An 18,385-nucleotide genomic window follows, 5' to 3' on the forward strand; every position below is an offset into this window, starting at 1 on the left:
CGTGGACCCGTGCCCCCGGTTCTCATCAGTGCTCGCGCCGCCGCCCACCTGCTGACCGACTGGCGCGCCGGCACCACCGCCCCCGCCTACGAGGCGCTCGCCGACGCCCTCCGGGTCCTGGTCATCGACGGTCGCGTCGCCCAGGGGGTCCGGCTGCCGGCCGAGCGCGGACTGGCCGCAGCCCTCGGCGTCTCGCGCACCACCGTGGCGAACGCCTACGCCCGACTGCGCTCGGACGGGTTCCTGGTGTCCGTCCGTGGCTCCGGCAGCGTGGTCCACCTGCCCCGGGACCTGGTCGGCCGGCCCGACCCCGAACGCCTCGGCGGGGTCGTCGAGGGGGACGTGCTCGACCTCCGCAAGGCTGCCCTGCACGCGGCCCCCGGCATCGACGAGGCCGTCGAGCGAGCGGTCCGACACGTGCCGGCGGCGCTCGCCGGCATCGGCTACGACACCGTCGGCGACCCCGGCCTGCGGGCCGCGATCGCCGCCCGCTACACCGAGCGCGGGCTGCCCACCGATCCCGCCCAGGTCATCGTGACGATCGGCGCGCAGCACGCCATCGCGCTGCTCGCACGCGTGCTCGTCCGCCGCGGCGACGCCGTGCTCGTCGAGTCGCCGACCTACCCGCACGCGCACGAGGCCTTCCGCGAGGCCGGCGGCCGCCTGGTCGGCGTCCCCGTCGACGCGCGGACCGGGTGGGACGCCGCCGCGCTCGAGACGACGCTCCGCCGGACCGCGCCCTCGGTCGCGTACGTCATGCCCGAGCTCCACAACCCGACCGGTGCGACCATGTCCGCATCGACCCGCCAGCTCCTGCTGTCGACCGCGGCCTCGGTCGGCACGACCGTCATCGCCGACGAGACGATGGGGGAGCTCCGGATCGACGGTTCGCCGTCGCCGCCGTTGGCAGCGGCGGACCCGACGGGGGCGTCGGTCGTGATGATCGGTTCCGCCGCCAAGGTCTTCTGGGGTGGGCTGCGGATCGGCTGGATCCGCGCCGACCCGGCGCTGCTGCAGCGGCTGCTGCTCGCCCGCCCGACCGGCGACCTCGGTACCCCCGTGCTCGACCAGCTGGTCGTGCGCGAGCTGGTCCCGCGCACGGCTGCCGTCCTGGAGGCGCGGCGTGCGTCCCTGCGCGAAGGTCGCGACGCCGTCGTGGGCGCGCTCCGGGCGCGGCTGCCGGAGTGGGACGTCCCGGCACCGGCGGGCGGGTTGACGACGTGGGTGGGGCTCGGCAGACCCGTGTCGAGCGCGCTCGTGCTCGCCGCGCGGACCGAGGGTGTGGTGCTCGCCTCCGGCGGGGTGTTCGGGCCGGACGGCGGGTTCGAGCGGTTCCTGCGGGTGCCGTTCACGATGGCCCCGGCGGATCGGGGGCGGTTGGTGGAAGTGCTGTCGCGGTCGTGGGAACGGGTGGGCGGCGAGTCGACCGGGGTGCGGGGGTCGTTGGCGGCGGTGGTCTGAGACGTGCGTCGTCCAGGGCTCGGTGTCTTGCGGGGCTCGGGGTCGTCCGCCGGGGATCGGGGTCGTCCGCCGGGGCTCGGCGTCATCCGCCGGGGCTCGGCGTCATCCTCTGGGGTGAGGTCGGGTCGGGGGTTCTCGCTCCCCGGGGTGATGCGGCTTCAGCGGGGTCCGGCGAGGCTGGTGCCATGAACGCGACCCTGTCCGCCGGAACCCGCTCCGCTGTGCCGACGTCGGTCGAGCCGCCCGCGGCGGTCCCCGCCGTGGTGCGGGTCACCATCGCGCTGAGCGGGGCGTTCCTGGCGGGGGTCCTGACCGCGTTCGGGCAGGCCGTGCCCGCACTCGCCTCCGTGTCGAACTCGGCCGGGCCGTGGTTCGTGGTTGCCGCGCTGCTGTGCCTGGTGGCCGGAGCCCGAGCGGGCCGGATCGCCCTGCCGCTGGCGACGGTGCTCGGCGTCGTGCTCCTCGAACTCATGCACGTCGGGTACTGGGCCACGACGGTCCTGCGCGGGTTCCCGGACGTGTTGTCGATCACGAACCCGTGGGTGCTGCTCGGGGTCCCGGCCGGGCTGCTGGCCGGAGCGGTCGCCGTGGCCGTGCGCTCCGATGACGCCCGGTGGCGGGCGGGCGCGTTCGGTGTGACCGCCGCGGTGCTCCTCGGCGAGGGCGTCCGCGGACTCCTGCAGGTCGCGGCGACGACCGGCCACGGCACGTGGATCGTCGAGATCGTGGTCGGGGTGGTGCTCCTCGGCATCGGGGTCGTCGGCGCGCGGTCGCCGGTCGGGCGCGTGGTGGCGCTGGGGGCCGGGGTGGTCGGCACCGTCGCGGTGCTCGGGGCATACCTGTTGCTCGGCGGGTCCTGATCGCCCGGCGGGTCCCGATCCGTCGGCGGGTCCTGGCCCGGAACTGAACGTTCGTCGGTCGCTCCTGCGAGGATCGATGACGTGCACCTCCTCTCGGTCTTCAGCCTGCGCAACCGGGCCCTCATCGCGCTCGTCACGATCGTCGTCGCGGTCTTCGGCGGCATCGCGCTCTCCAGCCTCAAGCAGGAGCTGATCCCGAGCGTCGAGTTCCCGCAGGTCGCGATCGTCAGCGCCTACCCCGGCGCCACGCCAGAGGTCGTGTCGAACGACGTCTCGACCAAGATCGAACAGGCGATCCAGGTCGTCCCGGACCTCGAGTCCACCAGCGCGACCTCGTCCACGGGGCAGAGCGTGGTGTCGGCGTCGTTCCAGTACGGCTCGAACCTGGCCAGCGCCGAGGACAAGATCCAGACCGCGGTGAACGCCCTGTCGCTGCCGGACTCGGTGCAGACGCAGATCGTCACGGGGTCCTTCGACGACCTGCCGGTGCTGCAGGTCGCGGTCTCGGCGTCCGGCAACCAGGAGCAGCTCGTCGACCGGCTGCAGGCCTCGGCGATCCCCGACCTCGAGAAGCTCGACGGTGTGCGACAGGCGGACGTCTTCGGCAACCCCGGCCGTCGTGTCGTCATCACGCCCGACCAGGACGAGCTCGCCGCGCGCGGCCTCAGCCAGACGGCCATCTCGGACGCGCTCGACGACAACGGCACCCTGATCCCCGGCGGAACCATCACCGAGGACGGCTCGACGCTGTCGGTGCAGACGGGTGAGCGGATCGCTTCGCTCAAGGACATCCGGGCCCTGCCACTGACCAGCTCGTCGAGCTCGTCGGGTTCTTCCGGTTCTTCCGGTTCGGACGCGGCCGGGGCAGGGGCCGCAGGTGCCGACGGCGCGGCGTCGTCCGGTGACGGCACGGCCGCGGGCGCGACGGGCACGGGGACGACGGGGACCGGCACGGATGCGACCGGTGCTGCGCCGACGGGATCCGCGGCGACGGACACGTCGACGACCGCGGCCACCCCGACCGACACCACGTTGGGCGACGTCGCGAAGGTCGCCATCACGCAGTCCCCGCGCACCTCGATCAGTCGTGTGGACGGCCAGCAGGCCCTGACGATCTCGATCACGAAGACGCAGGAAGCCAACACCGTCGACGTCTCGAACACCGTGCGTGCGGCCCTGCCCGGCATCGAGGACAAGATCGAGGGCGACCCCCGCTTCACCGTCGTCTTCGACCAGGCGCCCTACATCCAACAGTCCATCGACTCCCTGGCCGAGGAAGGCCTGCTCGGCCTGGCCTTCGCGGTGCTCGTCATCCTGGTGTTCCTGCTGTCCTGGCGCTCCACGCTCGTCACCGCGATCTCGATCCCGACGTCGGTGCTCCTCGCCGCGATCGGCATGCGCGCGGCCGGGTACACGCTCAACATCATCACGCTCGCCGCGCTCACGATCGCGATCGGCCGCGTGGTCGACGACTCCATCGTCGTCATCGAGAACATCAAGCGGCACATGCTCCCCGGCGTCGACCGCGGCCAGGCCGTGCGCGACGCCGTGCGCGAGGTCGCCGGTGCGGTCACCGCCTCGACCCTGACGACCGTCGCGGTGTTCCTGCCGGTGGCCTTCGTCGCCGAACTCGTCGGGGAGCTGTTCCGGCCGTTTGCCGTGACGGTCACCCTGGCACTCGTCGCCTCCCTGTTCGTCTCGCTCACGATCGTCCCGGTGCTCGCGTACTGGTGGCTCCGCCCGCCGAAGGCGAAGCCGGGCGACGCGACGACGGCCGCAGACGCAGACGCAGACGCAGACACAGCAGCGGCAGCAGCACCGTCGGCGGTTGATGCCGATCGTGACCGCGACCGCGACCGCGACCGTTCGGAAGGCGCGCTCGCCTCCGCCGCGGACCTGCACGACGCCGGCCGGGTCGACCGCCTGCGCCGCGTCTACCTGCCGGTGCTCCGGTGGGTCGTCCGGAAGCCGGTCGTCGTCATCCTGCTCGCCGTGATCATCCTCGGTGGCACGGCCGCCACGTTGCCGTTCGTCACCACGAACTACCTCGGCGACTCGGGGCAGAACACGTTCACGGTCACGCAGGACCTGAAGGCCGGTTCCAGCCTCGCCGTCCAGTCCGAGTCCGCGCGCAAGGTCGAGCGGGCACTGCAGGACGTCGACGGCGTCGAGACCGTGCAGACCACCATCGGCACGAGCGGCCAGTCGATCCAGGCCGCGTTCGGCGGTGGCGGCAGCGCCTCGGTGCAGTACGCCGTGACGACCGACGCCGAGGCCGACCAGCCGACGATCCAAGCCGACGCCCGCAAGGCGATCGGGTCGATCAAGGACGTCGGCGAGGTCACCATCGCGTCCTCCGGCGGCGGGTTCGGCGGCAGCAGCGACATCGAGGTCGACGTCACCGCGCCGACCCAGTCGCAGCTCGAGACGGCATCGCGCCAGGTGCTGAAGACCATGCAGTCGGTGCCGGACACCACGGCCGCCACCAGCAACCTTTCCGCCGCGGAACCGTTCCTCGCCGTCCGGGTCGACCGTGCCAAGGCCGCGTCGCTCGGCCTCACCGAGACCCAGGTGGGCGGCCTCGTCGCCGCCGCGGTCTCACCGCGGGACACCGGCAGCATCGAGATCGACGACGCGACGCTCGACGTCTACATCGCCGACCCGGAGCCGCCGACCACCATCGCCGCGCTCCGTGCCCTCGACGTCCCGACGAGCACCGGCACCGTCCCGCTGTCCGACGTCGCCACGGTCGAGGAGTCCGAGGGCCCCACCACCGTCACCACGACGAACGCCGCCCGCACCGCCACGATCACCGTGACGCCGGACGCCACCAACCTGGGTGCGGCCGTGCAGTCCGTCACGACCGCGGTCGACGAACTCGACCTGCCGAAGGGTGCGACCGCCTCCATCGGTGGCGTCGCCGCCAGCCAGTCATCGGCGTTCTCGCAGCTCGGGCTCGCGGTCCTGGTCGCCGTGCTGATCGTCTACGTGATCATGGTCGCGACGTTCCGGAGCCTGCTCCAGCCGCTGCTGCTGCTCGTGTCGGTGCCGTTCGCTGCGACGGGCGCGATCCTGCTGCAGATCGCATCCGGTGTCCCGATCGGCGTCGCGTCGCTCATCGGTCTGCTCATGCTCGTCGGCATCGTCGTGACGAACGCCATCGTGCTCATCGACCTCGTCAACCAGTACCGACGACGCGGGCTGCGGGTGCGTGAGGCCCTGATCGAGGGCGCGACACGACGCCTCCGTCCGATCCTCATGACGGCGATGGCGACGATCTTCGCGCTGCTGCCGATGGCGATCGGACTGACCGGCAAGTCCGGCTTCATCTCGCAGCCGCTGGCGCTGGTCGTGATCGGTGGTCTGGTGTCCTCGACACTGCTGACGCTCGTGGTGCTGCCGGCGCTGTACTTCGTGGTCGAGCGGGCCCGCGAACGCAACACGGACCGGATCGCCGCGGGAAAGACCCGGAAGCAGGCGCGTGCCGAGCGACGCCAGGAACGTGCGGAGCGTCGGGCGGAACGACAGCGGCGGCGAGCGGAGCGTTCCGGCAGCGCTGCCTAGCGGCGGTACTCGGCGTCGACCGCGGCGAGGGGCGAGACGACGACCGGCTCGGCTCGTTCCTCGCGCTCGACGCCCCGGAACCACGACACCAGCACCAGGGTCAGCGTCACGAGGAACACCACGGCGGCGCCCTGCGACACGACGGCCAGCTGCCCGGTGACCGAGGCGTAGCCGCCGAAGGCCACCGCGGTGACGAACGACAGCCCGAGCAGCAGCTCCGCGAACGTCTGCAGCGCAGGGCGGTCCCAGCGGGTCGCAGCGGCGCGGGCAGGGCGGGTCGAGGTGTCGGTCACCACCGAAGTCTGCGGCCACGGGCTCCGCAGCGGCAGTCCCGACTCCGGGTGCCACCCACCCGGGGCACGCGGTCGGTCGTCCGGTCAGCCGAGCTGGGTCCGCAGGAAGGTGACCACCCGGCGGCTCATCGCCTCGTCGAGCTGCGCGATCGAGTGCGCCGTGCCCTCGACCGCCACGAACGTCACCGGGACGTCGTGGGATCGGAGTGTCGCGGCGAACTCCTGCGACTCCCACAACGGGATGAACTCGTCGGTGGAGTGCCCGATGAAGAACGGCGCCGTGTCCGAGGTGACGTGGAACTCCGGCGACGCCCGGGTGGCCGCCGGGCACCTGGCGTAGGACCGGCACCCCAGGTAGAGCAGCTGCTTGCGCTGGAAGGCCGCGGACACCCCGTCGGGCTCGGTGGACCGGGTGGTCAGGTTCGTCGGCCCGCTCAGGTCGACCACGGCGCGGATCCGGTCGCCGTCGGCGTACGCGGCGGAGTCGTGGTCGGTGACGGCGAGCATCGCGGCGAGGTTGCCGCCGGCGCTCCCACCGAACACGCCCACGCGCTGGGAGTCGACGTCGTAGGTCTCGAGCGTCGCCGGGCGGAACACGTAGTCGAGCGCACGTCGGACGTCGTCGAGCCCGGCAGGGAACGGATCCGTCGGCGCCAGCCGGTAGTCGACGTTGAACGTCACGAAGCCCTCGGACGCCAGGTACTTGCACACGGACCGGTACGCGGCCGTCGCCTTGTCGCCGTGCGACCAGCTGCCGCCGTGGATCATCAGGACCGCGGGGCGTCCGGTCGTGGCCTCGACCGCCTCCGGGTCGGCGGTGGCCGAGGCGGACGGTGTCGCGGTGGGGGTCGCCGTCGTCGCGGGCTCGCTGTCGGCCGGCAGACACACGTCGAGGCGCTGCAGCGGGTCAGTGCCGTAGGGCACGTCGGCCACCACATCGATGCCGTGGTACCGGAGCGACAGCGGGTAGATGACGCTGTCCGCGGTGACGGTGGCGTTCTCGTCGCCGACCGGATCCGTGCTGCAGGACGCCATCGCGCCGAGCGCCACCACCGCGGCGACGAGCGCGAGCACTGAGCGGCGGCCGGACTTCATCACGTCCACGCTAGCCGCACCGGCGACCGCCCACGTCACCCCAACGGAGGAACCCGAGCGGACGACCCCCGAGCGGGCGACCCCCGGACGGCGCTCCCGGTGCAGACCGGCTGCACCGGCGTCACCCGGCAGTGCGAGGATGAGCACGGCAGTCGCCGACCGGAGCACCGCAGGAGGACCCGTGAGCAGTCGCAAGGCCTGGAACGCCGATCCCGAACCGCTGCTGCGTGTCGAACCCGGGTTCCGCCTCGACCAGGTCGACCCCGACGGCACGCCGGGCTTCCCCGGTCGCAAGATCGACGGCCTCGAAGCGCTCGCCGCGGGCGCCTCGCGGCTCGCCGCCCTGCAGGAGCGCCTGTACGCGGCGTCGACCGCGGGGGACGAGCGCCGGGTGCTGCTCGTGCTGCAGGCGATGGACACCGCGGGCAAGGGTGGCATCGTCTCGCACGTCGTCGGCGCGGTCGACCCGAACGGCGTGCACTACGCCGGCTTCAAGGCCCCGACGGCCGAGGAACGCGAGCACGACTTCCTGTGGCGCATCGAGAAGCAGCTGCCGGCAGCCGGACAGCTCGGCGTGTTCGACCGCTCCCACTACGAGGACGTGCTCGCCCAGCGCGTCCGCGGCATCGCCGCGCCGGACGAGATCGAGCGGCGGTACGGCGCGATCACCGCCTTCGAGGACGGCCTCGCCGCCGCTGGCACGACCATCGTCAAGGTGATGCTGCACATCTCGAAGGACGAGCAGCGCGAGCGTCTCGGTGACCGGCTCGACCGTCCGGACAAGCACTGGAAGTTCAACCCGAGCGACATCGACGACCGTCTGCTCTGGGACCGCTACCAGCAGGCGTACCAGATCGCCCTCGACCGCACGTCGACCCCGCAGGCGCCCTGGTACGTCGTGCCGGCGAACCGCAAGTGGTACGCACGCCTCGCCGTGCAGCAGCTCCTGCTCCGGGCGCTGGAGGACATGCACCTGTCGTGGCCGAAGGCCGACTTCGACGTCGCCGAGCAGCGTCGTCGGCTCGCCGAGTCCTGACCCACCGGCTCAGGGATTGTGGGTGAGGAACAGCACCCACACCGCCGCGGGCTGCGCGAGCACGCAGCCACCGAGCACGATGCCCCGTCGCAGCGCGGTGCGGTGCAGGAGCGGCGCACCGAGCAGCGGGGCCGCCGGCAGCAGCAGCCGCGGCAAGCTCTGTTGGGGCAAGAACGTCGCGAACAGGGAGAGCAGGTACGAGGCCGAGCCGAGCAGCGGCACCGAGCCGATCCGGCGCGTCGAGCGCGACGACAGCCACCATCCCGTCGCGCCGACCGCGACGAGCACAGCGACCACGCCGAGCGTGCCCGCGAACCGGTCGGCCTGCAGGAACCACGGTGTCAGTGGCGCGAAGTGGTGCACGTCGAGGTGGAGCCGCCACCACGCGAGTTCGGTCTGCAAGTAGGCGTCGGGAACCCCGGTGACGAGCGCCGCCACGACCGGCCACGCCAGGCCCGCCGCTGCCGTGACCAGGCCGGTGACGACGATCGCGACACGCTCCCGCACGGTCACCTCGTCGCGCTGCACGAGCCGGAGCACGGCGTGCAGCGCGAGCGCCAACGGGATCGCGAGCGCCCCGGGCCGGGTGAACGCGAGAACCGTGACGATCGGCAGGACCGTCCAGTAGTGCCGGCGCTGCATCGCGATGAGTGCGGCGAACGTGAGCAGCAGGCCGAGCGACTCGGCGTAGGCGATCTGCAAGACGAACGACACCGGCCCGAACGCGAAGAACACGCCCGACCACAGCGCGGTGGTCCGGCCGACGTGGGGACGGAGCAGGGCCACGAGTGCGACGGACGCCGCGCCGCCGAACGCCGTCGCCAGCAGCACCGCGACGGCCGCAGGGTCGACGCCGGTCGCGCTGACCGCCCGCACGAGCGCCGGGAACACCGGGAGGAACGCCCAGACGTTCTGCTGGACGGCGCCGGTGTCGTCGACGGGCAGTGTGCTCGGGTAGCCCTGCCGCGCGATCTCGAGGAAGCTACTGGCCGTCCCAGGCGGTCGAGCGTTCGAAGAACCCCTTCGGGTCGGCCGTGTCGCCGAACCCGACCGGATCGGTGAACGCGAAGCCGACGGTGAGCGTGGCGGTCGTCACCACCCGCGCGAGTGCGTAGAGCGCGAGGGTGATGAGGCAGTCGGGCAGTGTGCGGGTCACCGTGCGCGCTCGCATGCTGGCCTCCGTCGTGGTGTTGCGTATACGTTGTGCTGATATCCAAGCCAACTCAGACACCAACGGGGTAATCCTTGACATTTCGCAGTGCCCGTGGAGGGACGCTCGTCGTCATCCCCACGTACGACGAGCGCGAGAACATCGAGTCGGTCGTCGCCCGCGTCCTCGCGGCACGTCCCGAGGTCGCCGTCCTGGTCGTCGACGACGGCAGCCCCGACGGCACCGGCGCGATCGCGGACGCCCTCGCCCGGGACGACGAGCGTGTGCACGTCCTGCACCGCACCGAGAAGGCCGGCCTCGGCGCCGCCTACCTGGCGGGGTTCGCCTGGGGGCTCGAGCGCCACCACGACGTCCTGGTCGAGATGGACGCCGACGGCTCGCACCGGCCCGAAGAACTCGGCAGGCTGCTCGAACGCTGTGCGGCGGGTGCCGACCTGGTCATCGGCTCGCGCTGGGTGCGCGGTGGCTCGGTCGTGAACTGGCCGTGGCACCGGATCGCCCTGTCGCGCGGCGGCTCCTTCTACAGTCGGATCGCGCTCGGTGTCCGGGTCCGCGACCTCACCGGGGGCTACCGCGCGATCCGCGCGGACCTCCTCCGTTCGCTCGTCGCCGAGGACATCGCCTCGGCCGGCTACTGCTTCCAGGTCGACCTCGCCCGACGTGCGGTCCGGGCCGGTGCCGTCGTCGCCGAGGTCCCCATCACCTTCGTGGAGCGCGAGCGGGGCGAGTCGAAGATGAGCGGTGGGATCGTGGTCGAGGCGCTCGTCCGCGTCACCGGGTGGGGGCTGCAGCGGCTGTTCCGGCTGGGCTCGCCGTGACGCGTCGTGTCCGGTGCGGCCAGGAGGCACGGATCACCCCGCCCGACCGGCCTGCGTTCGCATCGGGGCTGGCGTCAGGGCAGCGGCTCGCGTAGACTCGATCGGTCGGCCTTCGACGTCGTGACATTGTGATCACGGAAATTCTGCTGGGTGTGTGTTGCTCGAGGGCTGGAATCACGTCGACTCGCGACGGGATGAACCCCCTCTCCGCAAGCAGCCCCCGCCGATGTCGCTGTCGGGCGCTGCGGTACGTTGCGCACCCGAGAAAGTAGCCATGGCCCCGTACAACAAGGGAGGCGCGGACAACCGCGCCTCCGACCGCGTCCGCCACCCGAACGGCACCCCCGCCGCCCGCAGCAGCAAGCACCGGGGGTTCCGCGCCGCCGACTCGTCGCAGCCGCGTCAGAAGCAGCGCTGGGACGCCGAGGAGCGTCGCGGTCGCGCGTCGCAGGGCGAGCGTCCGGCCCGTCCGAACTGGGAGCCGCGAGACAGCGGCGGCCAGCGGCGCCCCGATCGCGACGACCGTGGTGGTCGCGGCTACAACCGTGATGCTCCCTACTCGCACGGCCGTCCCGACGCTCCGCAAGCTCCGCGTCGCGCCGGAACCGGCTCGCAGGGGCCCAGTGCCCCGCGGCGCTTCGATCGTGACGACCGCGCGCCCCGTCGCGACAACGACGACCGTCCGCGTCGTTCGTTCGACCGTGATGACCGCGCCCCGCGTCGCGACAACGACGACCGTCCCCGTCGCTTCGACCGTGACGAGCGTGCCCCGCGCAGCTTCAAGCGTGACGATCGCGCGCCGCGTCGTGACAACGAGGACCGTCCGCGTCGTTCGTTCGATCGCGATGATCGCGCCCCGCGTCGCGACAACGACGACCGTCCCCGTCGCTTCGACCGTGACGAGCGTGCCCCGCGTCGTTTCGACCGTGACGACCGTGCACCGCGTCGTGACAACGACGACCGCCCGCGTCGTTCGTTCGACCGTGACGAGCGTGCCCCGCGCAGCTTCAACCGCGATGACCGAGCGCCCCGTCGTGACAACGACGACCGTCCGCGTCGTTCGTTCGACCGCGACGACCGCACCCCGCGCCGCTCGTTCGACGAGCCCGAGCGTGGCAAGTTCGTGCCCGCCGACGACGTCAAGCTCGAGAAGCTCCAGGCCGAGGCCACCATCGCGGCCGACGTCGAGGGCGTGACCTTCGGCGACCTCGGCATCGGCGGCAACATCTCCCGGGCCCTGCAGGAGCTCGGCGCCTCGAGCCCGTTCCCGATCCAGGCGGCGACGATCCCCGACGTGCTCGCCGGCAAGGACGTCCTCGGCCGAGGCCGGACCGGTTCCGGCAAGACCATCGCCTTCGGTGCGCCCCTGGTCGAGAAGCTCATGGAGCACGGCGGCGGCACGAAGCGCAAGATGGGCCGCGCCCCGCGTGCGCTCATCCTCGCGCCGACCCGTGAGCTCGCCCTGCAGATCGACCGCACGGTGCAGCCGATCGCCCGCTCGGTCGGCCTGTTCACGACGCAGATCTACGGCGGCGTCCCCTACGGCCGCCAGGAGGGCGCGCTCGAGCGCGGCGTCGACATCATCGTCGGCACCCCCGGCCGTGTGCAGGACCTCATGAACAAGGGGAAGCTCGACCTCAGCGAGGTCATCATCTCCGTGCTCGACGAGGCCGACCACATGTGCGACCTCGGGTTCCTCGAGCCGGTGCAGGAGATCCTCGCCGCCACGGCCGAGGTCACCCCGCAGGGCAACCGCGCACAGAAGCTGCTGTTCAGCGCGACGCTCGACACCCAGGTCGCAGCGCTCGTCGAGCAGTTCCTGCACGAGCCGAGCGTGCACGAGGTCGCGGGTGAGGACCAGGCTTCCTCGACCATCGACCACCGTGTCCTCGTGGTCGAGCAGCGCGAGAAGGACCGTCTGCTCGAGGAACTGGTCGCCGGCGACGGCAAGACCATCGTCTTCGCCCGGACGCGTGCCTACGCCGAGCGTCTGGCCGACCAGTTCGAGGACGCCGGCATCCGCGCGACCTCGCTCCACGGAGACCTGAACCAGTCGCGCCGCACGCGCAACCTGCAGCTGCTCACCAGCGGCCGCGTCAACGTGCTCGTCGCCACCGACGTCGCCGCCCGCGGCATCCACGTCGACGACGTCTCGCTCGTCGTGCAGGCGGACGCCCCGGACGACTACAAGGCGTACATGCACCGTTCCGGCCGCACGGGTCGTGCCGGCAAGGAGGGCACGGTCGTCACGATCGTCCCGCGTGGCCGCATCCGCAAGATCGAGGGCATCCTCGAGCGCGCCGAGATCGAGGCGGACCTGGTGCAGGCCGCACCCGGTGACGGCATCGTGTCGGAGCTCGCCGCGCGCTAGTCGCGACCACACGACGGACGGGAGGCCCGGTACCAGCTGGTACCGGGCCTCCCGTCCGTTACGCGGTGCGACCGACGACCCCGCCGGGTCCGGTCCGCGGCTCGGCCGCGACGTCAGCTGGCGCACGGGTCATCCTCTCGGAGGACAGGGAGCCGCCGCGCTCATGCCGCCGACTGATGACACGGGCGAGCAGGACCGATGCAATGATCACGTGACACCCGCAGCGCTCGTCGGACGACTCCGCCGGTTCCCCGTCTCCGTCTCCGTGGCCGCAGCGACGGCCGTGCTCCTGGTGAGCGCGCGGATCGCTCACGCCGAACCCGACTTCCCGCACCACCCGCCCGTGGCGTGCCTCGCCGTGGTCCTCGTGGTGTTGACGACGGTGCTCGCCGAACGGTCCCTCGGATCCATCCGCACGGTGGTGATCGGCGTGGTGGCGCCGGCGCTCGGCGTCCTCGGAACCCTGCTCACCGTCAGCATCGGGTCAGCGCTCGGCGAGGCACACGCTGAACTCGCGGTCGGACAGCCGCTCTTCGCCCCGTCGATCGTCGCCGCCGCGTTGCTCGGTGCCGCGTCGGCAGCGATGCCCGCGCAGCACCGGTGGCGCACGCGAGCCGCGCTCTGGACGGTCGTCCTCACGCTCGTGCTCTTCGCTGGCCACGGGTCGGACCTCGCCCGTGCCCTGGCGACCCTGCTCGGCACCGCAGCCGGTTCGTTCGTGGTACGCCGGGCCTCCGGTCCCAACGCGCCGACCGCGCGTGACACGGTCAGCGCACGCACCTGCGTGGTCGCGACGCTCATCGCGCTCGGCGCGGGCACCCTGGTGACCCCTGTCGTGCCGGACCCGGACGGTGTGCTCTCGGTGTTCGCCGACGCCATGAGCGACCGTGCGGTCGTCATCGTCGGGCTGCTCCTGCTGGTGTCCGCCTGGCTCGTGCAGCGTGGCCGGCGCACGGGCATCGTGCTCGCCGTCGGCGTGCTCGTGACGCTGACCGCCGTCCTCGCCGACGTGTTCCTCATCGGACCGATGACCGACGACGCCGTGCAGTGGCGCGGACTCGGGCTGGACGCGATCGAGTGGCAGGTCACGCTGCTCGGCGCGTGGCTCGTGCCGGCGATGGTGCTGCTGACGGTCCTGGCGCTCCGCGGCCGTCTCGTCCGCTCGCGGTTCCGTGCCGCCACCAACGGCCGCGGTGCCCTGGTCGACATGCTGCGCGTCGGCGATGCCGGATCCCTCGGCCACATGGGTACCTGGCGCGGCAACGCCACCTGGACGCACCCGGACGGGCGTGGGGCCGTGGCGTACCGGGTCCGCGGGGACGTGGCACTCACCGTGTCGGACCCGGCGTGCAGCGCGGCGGACCGCGCCGAGGTCGTGTCCGCGTTCACCGCCTTCTGCGACCGGAACGGCTGGGTGCCCGCGTTCACGAGCGTGCACGAACCGGTGCGGCAGATCCTCGCCGCCGAGGGGTGGACCGCGCTGCCCGTGGGGGTCGAGTCGGTGCTCGACGTCGCCACGTTCGACCTGCGCGGCAAGAAGCGGCAGGACCTCCGGACGGCCTCGAACCGGGCCGACCGTGAGGGGGTCCGCGACGAGTGGACGACCTTCGACGCGCTCGCCGACGAACAACGTGCCGAGGTCGAGGCGATCTGCACACGGTGGGCGACCGACCGGAGGCTGCCGGAGATGGGGTTCACCCTCGGCGGCTTCCACGAGCTCGACGACCCCGACGTCCGACTCATGCTGGCGGTGACGGCCGACGGACACGTCAGCGCGGTCACGAGCTGGCTGCCCGTGTACGAGCACGGCGGACTGGCCGGCTACACGCTCGACGTCATGCGCCGTGGCGAGGACGGCATGCCGGGGGTCATGGAGTTCCTCATCGCCCGGACCGCGATCCGGGCACGCGACGCGGGCCTGCGGATGATCAGCCTCTCCGGCACCCCGCTCGCACCCCACGACGGCGCACGGTCCCTCGTGTCCCTCGGATCGGTCCTCGTCGCCCGACTCCTCGAGCCGGTGTACGGGTTCCGGTCGCTCCAGCGCTTCAAGGAGAAGTTCGGCGCTCGGCACGAGGCGCTCTGGATCGTGGTCCCGACGCCGCTGCACGTGCCGCGGGTCGCACGTGCCCTGGCCGGCGCGTACGTCCCAGGCCTCCGGCCGAAGCACCTCTGGGCACTGCGCCAGGCACACCGCTCGACCGTCCGCGAGCCCGCTCCCGCGCGGGCGGTGTCGAAGCGGTGAGCCCAGCCGACCGGTTGCTCGCCACCCAGCTGCAGGCTCCGACGCTGCTCGTCCCGCTGGACGTGGCGTTCGCACTGCTCGGCGTCGTCGTCCTGCTCCCCGCGGTCGGCGGCTGGCGATCCCGTGTCGCGTGGCGTCGGGCCGGAGTCCGGGCGGGCGTCGCCGCGGCCGCGGCCGTCGTGGTGCTCATCGTCTGCTGGGTCCTCAGCGACCTGGTGAACCTGTTCGGGGTCGCGATGAGTCCCGTGACGCGGCTGTGGTTCGTCGTGGCCGCCGCTGCGCTGGCCTCGGTCGTCGTCGGCCTGGTGCAGGGCGGCCGCTGGCGTCGGGCCCTCGCCGTCCTGCTGCTCCCGACCGCACTGCTGTCGTCCGCCCTCGGCGTGAACGTCGAGTTCGCGATGTACCCGACGCTCCGCACCGTCGTGCAGACGGACCCCTTCCCGGAGCTCGACCTCGCCGCTGCCCCAGCCGCCACGATGCCCACGACCGGCGAGGTCCGCACCGTCGAGATCCCCGGGGAGCGATCGGGGTTCCCCGCTCGACCCGCCGTCGTCTACCTCCCGCCCGTCGCCCTGGTCAGGGATCCGGCGCCCCTGCCCGTCGTCCTCGCCTTCTCCGGCCAACCGGGCGCTCCGAGCGACCTGTTCACCGCAGGCCGGATGGGCAGCGCACTCGACGGCTACGCCGCAGCGCACCACGGCCGCGCGCCGATCGTCGTCTCCGTCGACCAGCTCTCCTCGCCCGGCCTGAACACGATGTGCGTCGACTCGGACCTCGGGAACGCAGCGACCTACGTCACCGAGGACGTGCCGCGCTGGCTGACGGCGCACCTCCCGGTGACCCCGGACCGCCGTGCGTGGGGCCTCACCGGCTTCTCGCAGGGGGCGACGTGCGCGATGCAGTTCGCCACCGCGCACCCCGACCGGTTCGGGGCCGTGCTCGCGGTCTCCAGCGAGTTGCAGCCCATCGACCGGAACCCGCAGCACAGCGCCGACCGGGCGTTCGGCGGGTCGGTCAGCGCGTGGAAGGCCGCCGGTCCGATCGCGCAGATGCGGGCGGACGACCTGCACGGGCGCGCGTTCTGGTTCACCGCGGGGTCGGCGGACGGGGCGTTCAGCCGCAACGCCCGCGTCCTCGCCGACGCTGCACGGGCAGCGGGCGCGGACACCAGCGTCGCGTTCGCCCCGGGGAGCGGACACGACTGGAACACCGTGCAGTGGTCGTTCCGGACGGACCTGCCCCACCTGGCAGACGTGCTCTCCACAGCGCTCCACTGACGTCGGCACGGGATCCGTGCCGGGTGACGGTCGTGCCCGGACCCGGTACCGGGCAGGTGCGACCGCTCTGCACGAGCGGTCCTACTCGCCGGGTGCCGCAGGGGTGGGCGGGACCGAGCGGTTGGTGATGAGGACGTCGATGACGACGAACGCGAGCAGGGTGACACCGAGCGCGGGCAGGAACGCGCCGATGACGATCGCGCCGACCGCGACGAGCCCGGACCCCCACCACGGCGCCCGGTTCAGGGCACCCGCGGCCGGGGCGTTCCCGACGCGCTTCCCGATGGGGCGGCGCTGCCACCACATCACGTAGCCGAAGACGACCATCGCGGCGATCCCGAGCGCCGTGACGAACAGCAGGATCTGGTTCGGCAACCCCCACATCGTGCCCATGTGCGTGTCGATGCCCCACCGGGTGAGTTTGGCGGGGAGGGAGAAGGTGTCGAAGTTCGTCTCGGACACCACGCGCATGTCCCGCGGGTCGATCGCGACGGAGTTCACCGCGGTGGGGTAGGACCGCTTGATCTCCGCGACCGTCCACGCCTGATCCGCCGTCGCCGGCGGGGTGATCTGCAGTTCGGACGCGTGGATGTTCGCAGCCTTCGCAGCGGCCAGGACTCGATCGAACAGCACCGGGGTGACGGCTGCCGGTCCCGCATCGGTCGATGCGGCGGAGCCGCCGTGGTGGGCGGCGTCCTCACCGCCACCAGCCGCCGTGCCGGTGTCGGAGAGGGAGGTGGTCAGTGCGGGTGTGCCCCAGCTGAGAGCGGAGCGGAGCTGGTCGACGTTGCCACCGCCGTACTGGGACCAGGTGATGCCCGTCGCCGACAGGAACAACGCGCCCAGGAGCAGCCACACCCCGGTGGAGGCATGCCAGGAGAAGACCCGCCGGTAGCCGCGGACACCACGTGCGGGGCGGACCAGGTCGCGCTTGGCGCGCGTCTTCCGGATCCGGATCACCCACAGGCCGAGACCGGCGAGGGCGACGACGCCGAGCCACGACGCCGCGGTCTCGCTGTAGAGGCGGCCGACGTCGCCGAGGAACAGCGACCGGTGGAACGTGTCCACCCAGGTGCGGAACGGCAACGCCCCGGAGGTGCCGTACACCAGGAGGTCACCGCGGACCTCGGCGGTGCCGGGATCGACGAACACCGCACGGTTCTGCGAGTCCATCAGCCCAGCCTCGGCGTACATCACCCGCGTCGTGGCACCCGGCGCAGGTGCCGGGCGGACGGCGGCGAGGGTGTCTTCGGGGTGGTGCCGTTGGATGTAGGCCTGCGCGGCGTCGATCTGGTCTGCCAGCGGCTTCGCGGCAGCGGTCGAGGGTGCGGTGAGCTCGTGTCGGTAGATGCCCTGCTCGATCGTCGGACCGAGCGCGTACACGGCGCCGGAGAGCGCGGCGATGAGGATGAACGGTCCGACGAACAGCCCGGCAGAGAAGTGCAGGCGCAGCAACAACGGTCCGAACCAGCCCCGCTGTGGGTTCCGGCGCGGCTGCGCCGTCGACGGCGCGGACGCGGGCGCAGTGGTGTCCCGATCGGCGGTTGCGGTCATGGTGCGGTGTTCCTCAGCTCGTGGGGATGGACGCGAGTGCCATCCCGGCACTCATCAGCAGCAAGAGCACGCCGTCGAGGCGTGCGAGGGGGTGTTGGCGGACACGCGCTGACGCGATCAGCCGCACCAGCATCCAGACGGTCGCGATCGCGAACACGACGACGAGGACCCACGAGACCGGTGTCCATCCCGACCAGGAGGTGTGCATGCTGTGGCCGCTGCCGGTCATGTCCATCTCCGGCATCGACATCGAAGCCCCGCCGGCCATGGGCAGCATCATCACGCCCATGAGGGTCATCGCCGCCATCATCACCACGTGGTAGCCCAGCACCAGTCGCCCGGAGCCGCCGGGTCCGTGGTGCTCGTGGCTGCCGTACCGGCTGCTGCCGAGCGTGAGGACGAGGTAGAACGACGTCGCGAGGCCGAACACGAGGATCTGCAGCGTCGGCGGCGCGAGGGTCATCCCCCAGGCCCACGGCATCGCCAGCATCGCGACGCTCATCAGCACGTGGAAGACGTCACTGACCCGTGCGACACCGCTGCTGCCGGGGCGGAAGGCGAAGCCGAGGTACCCGACTGCCGTCACGGCGAACAGCACCGTGAGGAGGACGGACAGCGGCAGGCTGTGTGACACGAGGGG

The 18,385-nt window shown here is 72.2% G+C and carries 14 protein-coding genes; 8 read left to right on the plus strand and 6 right to left on the minus strand.

Translation table 11 applies throughout. The annotated features are described in order from the left end of the window. The first annotated feature begins 9 nt into the window (after positions 1-9). From yczR to MXD64_RS03230, 3 genes are all read left to right on the plus strand, one after another. Positions 10-1,461 (plus strand): MocR-like transcription factor YczR, encoded by a 1,452-nt coding sequence (gene yczR / locus MXD64_RS03220; protein WP_236559541.1) that lies wholly within the window; start codon positions 10-12, stop codon positions 1,459-1,461. Positions 1,462-1,646: 185 nt separating this feature from the next. After that, the gene (locus tag MXD64_RS03225; protein WP_071251514.1) at positions 1,647-2,321 is read left to right on the plus strand and encodes a DUF6518 family protein; all 675 of its coding nucleotides are present in this window, start codon (positions 1,647-1,649) and stop codon (positions 2,319-2,321) included. Between the two features lie 81 nt (positions 2,322-2,402). Beyond that, positions 2,403-5,885: an efflux RND transporter permease subunit gene (locus MXD64_RS03230; protein WP_262118397.1), complete on the plus strand. Its 3,483-nt coding sequence runs from the start codon at positions 2,403-2,405 to the stop codon at positions 5,883-5,885. Here the strand turns inward: MXD64_RS03230 and MXD64_RS03235 are convergent. Together MXD64_RS03235 and MXD64_RS03240 are read right to left on the minus strand one after the other, a co-directional pair. Continuing rightward, positions 5,882-6,178: a hypothetical protein gene (locus MXD64_RS03235; protein ID WP_042539069.1), complete on the minus strand. Its 297-nt coding sequence runs from the start codon at positions 6,176-6,178 to the stop codon at positions 5,882-5,884. The genes MXD64_RS03230 and MXD64_RS03235 overlap by 4 nt on opposite strands. Positions 6,179-6,262: 84 nt before the next feature. After that, on the minus strand, positions 6,263-7,273 hold the full coding sequence (locus MXD64_RS03240; RefSeq protein WP_082046918.1) for an alpha/beta hydrolase: 1,011 nt from the start codon (positions 7,271-7,273) through the stop codon (positions 6,263-6,265). 181 nt (positions 7,274-7,454) lie between these two features. Between MXD64_RS03240 and MXD64_RS03245 the strand changes: the two genes are divergently transcribed. After that, positions 7,455-8,309, plus strand: coding sequence for a PPK2 family polyphosphate kinase (locus MXD64_RS03245; RefSeq protein ID WP_017886234.1), 855 nt, complete (start codon positions 7,455-7,457; stop codon positions 8,307-8,309). Positions 8,310-8,318: 9 nt separating this feature from the next. Here MXD64_RS03245 and MXD64_RS03250 read toward each other — a convergent pair whose 3' ends face one another. Continuing rightward, a complete protein-coding gene (locus MXD64_RS03250; protein ID WP_263137123.1) occupies positions 8,319-9,200 on the minus strand; it encodes a hypothetical protein in 882 nt (293 codons plus the stop codon). Between the two features lie 91 nt (positions 9,201-9,291). Further along, a complete protein-coding gene (locus MXD64_RS03255; RefSeq protein ID WP_263137124.1) occupies positions 9,292-9,480 on the minus strand; it encodes a hypothetical protein in 189 nt (62 codons plus the stop codon). Between the two features lie 74 nt (positions 9,481-9,554). On the opposite strand from MXD64_RS03255, the gene MXD64_RS03260 reads away from it, so the two are divergent. From MXD64_RS03260 to MXD64_RS03275, 4 genes are all read left to right on the plus strand, one after another. Beyond that, entirely contained in the window at positions 9,555-10,298 is a 744-nt protein-coding gene (locus MXD64_RS03260) for a polyprenol monophosphomannose synthase (RefSeq protein WP_017886232.1), read from the plus strand. Between the two features lie 274 nt (positions 10,299-10,572). Then, positions 10,573-12,669: a DEAD/DEAH box helicase gene (locus tag MXD64_RS03265; RefSeq protein WP_263137125.1), complete on the plus strand. Its 2,097-nt coding sequence runs from the start codon at positions 10,573-10,575 to the stop codon at positions 12,667-12,669. 211 nt (positions 12,670-12,880) lie between these two features. Continuing rightward, entirely contained in the window at positions 12,881-14,914 is a 2,034-nt protein-coding gene (locus MXD64_RS03270) for a bifunctional lysylphosphatidylglycerol flippase/synthetase MprF (RefSeq protein WP_259551774.1), read from the plus strand. Further along, positions 14,911-16,191: an alpha/beta hydrolase gene (locus tag MXD64_RS03275; RefSeq protein ID WP_259551776.1), complete on the plus strand. Its 1,281-nt coding sequence runs from the start codon at positions 14,911-14,913 to the stop codon at positions 16,189-16,191. The genes MXD64_RS03270 and MXD64_RS03275 overlap by 4 nt, the downstream gene beginning before the upstream one ends. 81 nt (positions 16,192-16,272) lie before the next feature. Here the strand turns inward: MXD64_RS03275 and MXD64_RS03280 are convergent, their stop codons facing one another. Together MXD64_RS03280 and MXD64_RS03285 are read right to left on the minus strand one after the other, a co-directional pair. Continuing rightward, complete coding sequence (locus tag MXD64_RS03280) at positions 16,273-17,745, minus strand: PepSY-associated TM helix domain-containing protein (protein WP_159557360.1); 1,473 nt, start codon at positions 17,743-17,745, stop codon at positions 16,273-16,275. A gap of 13 nt (positions 17,746-17,758) precedes the next feature. Then, on the minus strand, positions 17,759-18,379 hold the full coding sequence (locus MXD64_RS03285) for a DUF5134 domain-containing protein (protein WP_056069318.1): 621 nt from the start codon (positions 18,377-18,379) through the stop codon (positions 17,759-17,761). Positions 18,380-18,385: the final 6 nt, after the last annotated feature.

Source organism: Curtobacterium sp. Arg-1 (assembly GCF_025643395.1).
GTDB classification, from domain to species: Bacteria; Actinomycetota; Actinomycetes; order Actinomycetales; family Microbacteriaceae; genus Curtobacterium; species Curtobacterium poinsettiae.